Annotated in this window: 4 protein-coding genes; 2 read left to right on the forward strand and 2 right to left on the reverse strand. The window is 36.6% G+C overall.

Going from position 1 to position 3133, the window contains the following annotated elements; translation table 11 throughout:
- Nucleotides 1-118 precede the first annotated feature (118 nt).
- On the reverse strand, nt 119-769 hold the full coding sequence (locus ACFQ3N_RS07245; RefSeq protein WP_390360977.1) for an HD-GYP domain-containing protein: 651 nt from the start codon (nt 767-769) through the stop codon (nt 119-121).
- Between the two features lie 223 nt (nt 770-992).
- Here ACFQ3N_RS07245 and ACFQ3N_RS07250 point away from each other — a divergent pair, with 223 nt between their 5' ends.
- On the forward strand, nt 993-1538 hold the full coding sequence (locus ACFQ3N_RS07250; protein ID WP_390360979.1) for a GNAT family N-acetyltransferase: 546 nt from the start codon (nt 993-995) through the stop codon (nt 1536-1538).
- Between the two features lie 90 nt (nt 1539-1628).
- Here the strand turns inward: ACFQ3N_RS07250 and ACFQ3N_RS07255 are convergent, their stop codons facing one another.
- Nucleotides 1629-1928 (reverse strand): 4a-hydroxytetrahydrobiopterin dehydratase, encoded by a 300-nt coding sequence (locus ACFQ3N_RS07255; RefSeq protein WP_390360981.1) that lies wholly within the window; start codon nt 1926-1928, stop codon nt 1629-1631.
- A 300-nt stretch (nt 1929-2228) separates the two neighbouring features.
- On the opposite strand from ACFQ3N_RS07255, the gene ACFQ3N_RS07260 reads away from it, so the two are divergent.
- Nucleotides 2229-3038 carry a formate/nitrite transporter family protein gene (locus ACFQ3N_RS07260; RefSeq protein ID WP_390360982.1) on the forward strand — a complete coding sequence of 270 codons (810 nt, stop codon included), beginning with the start codon at nt 2229-2231 and terminating at the stop codon, nt 3036-3038.
- Nucleotides 3039-3133 lie beyond the last annotated feature (95 nt).

The following is a 3133-nucleotide window of genomic DNA, read 5'->3' on the forward strand; positions in this document are numbered from 1 at the left end:
GAATAAATTCCAAAATTAAACGTTTGATAATCTTTAAATTTTTTTATGCAACGCTAGTGATAATTTCTTATAAAATAAGATAAGGCAGGGGGGAACCTGCTTTATCTTACTTTATCGATTATAGAAAATCCTGAACATCATCCATTTTTGTATAAACATTTTCTAGAAACTTAGAGTCAAATTTATCATACCACGAATCCGGTAATTCAATTTCGATTAATAGTTGGATAAATTCTTCTAAGAGATTACCATCGAATTGCAGCCAAGCGCACCTTCTCAATTCTTCAAATGCCTCGTGATAGGACATCTTCCTAATCTTATAATTTCTTATCTCATAGGTCATTACATCAAAGGAGTCACAAATTCTGATTATTCTTCCCTGTAAAGAGATATCCTCTCCGACTAATCGGCGTGGGTATCCCGTCCCATCCCAATTTTCGTGGTGGTCTCTTACAAATCGAGCAGCCCTTGTTTTGCCAAGCTCCTTTCGAACGATCAGGTTACCGACATGAGAATGGCTTTCAATAATTGTTTTTTCTAAACTACTTAACTTTGTCGGTTTAAAAAGGATTTCCTTTGATAACCCCATTTTTCCTATATCGTGTAATAGTGCAGCAATTTTTAAATCTTCATCATAGCAATTTAGTTTTTTTGCTAGCATGGACGTGAGATACATAACCCGGATAGAATGATGCTTAAATTCTATCAAGACTTCGTTGTCTTGGGCAATGTCCTCAAATAAGGATTCAGGTGTCCTTTTGCTAATCATGTCATCTCCCCTATCAAAATATTTTTAATTTTGTGTTATTAATGGGTCTATCATACCATAAAATTTGTCGATTTGCTTTTCTTTCAAAACAGAAATAATTTGGATTTCTGTATTTTAATAGGGTGGTTTTATAATTAAAAATTATTATACCTTCATCCTTTTTAGTAGACTCATTTATGGTATGATAATTCCTAACCAATTATTTATTAGGTAGGTGGTTTCTTTGTTTTTAAAGGAAATAGATGAAGAACTTATATTAAGGGTTCTAGACGTAGCTGAGGCAGATACGTTATTTCAGCTGACAGATGATTCTCGTGATCACCTACGTGAATGGCTAGGGTGGGTAGATACAACTAAAACAATTGACGATTCACGTTCATTTATTGAACATACCCTTCAAGCATATACGGACAAAAAAGGTTTGACAACAGGGATTTTTTATAAAGGGGCACTTGTTGGGACAGCTGGATTTAATAGTTTTGATTGGATCAATAAAATTGGTTATATAGGTTATTGGGTTTCCCATCACTATCAAGGAAACGGTATAGTGACACGGGCTACACGCGCACTGACTGATTATGCCTTTCATGAATTGCAACTAAATCGAGTGGATATTCGTGCAGCATATGAAAATAAAAAAAGTCGAGCTATTCCCGAACGACTGGGATTTACGAAAGAAGGGCAGATCAGACAAGCAGAGTTCCTATATGACCATTTCGTTGATCACGTCGTATATGGAATGCTTGCAAATGAATGGGTTACATATTAATGATAGATCTTTAAATCCCCCTACACCGTGTGTATAGGGGGATTTTCCATTTCCCGGGAAATATCGACTAATAAAGTCGAGCGCTGTCGATTATTTCCTTCCACCGTTCTCATAAAGCTCATCAAAATGCTTAACCATTTCAAAGTCCAAGTCAGTAAGTCCCTTAGCTTGCCATGATGAAATCTTTAATGTTACTACCTTGTAGTCAATTGAAATGAACGGGTGATGCTGTTTGTTTTCGGCGTATTCTGCTATCTTGTCAACAAACCGAACGCCGTCTAAGTAATTTCTAAAACGATATTTCCGTGCGATCCACTTTTCGTCAAGTCGTTTCCAGTTCGATAAGTTATCTAATTCCTTGGTGATTTGTTCTTCACTTAGTCGTTCCATCGTATTCCTCCTCTACCATTTTAGGTTCTAAAAATCTTTTTCCCTCCATTAATTTTAACAAACATTTACATACTAGTGTGTTTTTTTGGAATAATCCGAAAGATATCAACAGTTTATCCACAGAAAAATGTGGATAAGTTTGTGTATATTTCCTATTATCACTGTGTTTATATGACGCATACATAAAATTGTCATAATTTATTCGAAATACTTGTTCATTAGTGATTTGAATCATAAGTCAAAGAAAAGACTTCCCATAAACTTATTTAAACGTTTGATTTAAAAGGGAGGAGATAACACGTGGATTATGTGAAGCCAAAAGAAGTTGTTAGTTCAGTGGCGGAAGCAGGAGCAGCAAAGGCTACCCTACCTATTCGTGACATATTAATAAAAGCGGCTTTGTCAGGTGCTTTTCTAGGCTATTCAACCACACTTGCTTTTACTGCATCAATCCAAACAGGTTTGGATCTGGTTGGTGCTGCTATTTTCCCTGCTGGATTTGTACTCATTTTATTATTAAATTTAGAACTCGTGACTGGATCATTTGCTATGCTTCCGATTTCAAAGTTGCGGCAGAAAACAACAGTTCCACTAATTGCACGCAATTTTTTCTGGGCATTTGTAGGAAATTTAATTGGTAGTGTGTTTTATGCAGTATTGTTCAGTATTTATATTACTAAATTCGGCCATGTAGATGATTCGTTATTGATTCAAAAAATTATCGCTGTTGCAGAGGGAAAGACAGTGGGTTACCAGAGTTACGGATCCGATGGTATGATTGTTTTGTTTGTGAAGGCTTTATTGTGTAACTGGATGGTAACCATGGGAGCAATAATGGCATTTACTTCTCAAGCTACAATCGGGAAAATTGTTGCAATGTGGCTCCCTGTATTTATTTTTTTCGCACAAGGTTTTGAACATGCGGTCGTTAATATGTTTCTTATCCCCGCTGCCATAATGGTTGGTGCAGATATTAGCTTTGGAGATTGGTGGCTATGGAACCAGATTCCTGTTACGATTGGTAATTTTATAAGTGGTTTCTTATTTACTGGGTTAGCTTTACATATAATTACGAAGCAGCACGAACCTGAACTGGTAACTAATTTTTAGAAAACTTGGCTTATCGCCAAGCCATAATGGTCAAGTAGGAGGGGACCTTTCCTCAAGGATTGTGTCCCGCCCCCCTCACAGATCCGTGCGGGCGC

It is taken from the genome of Virgibacillus byunsanensis, assembly GCF_042675965.1.
In the GTDB taxonomy this organism is placed as follows: Bacteria; Bacillota; Bacilli; order Bacillales; family Amphibacillaceae; genus Virgibacillus_R; species Virgibacillus_R byunsanensis.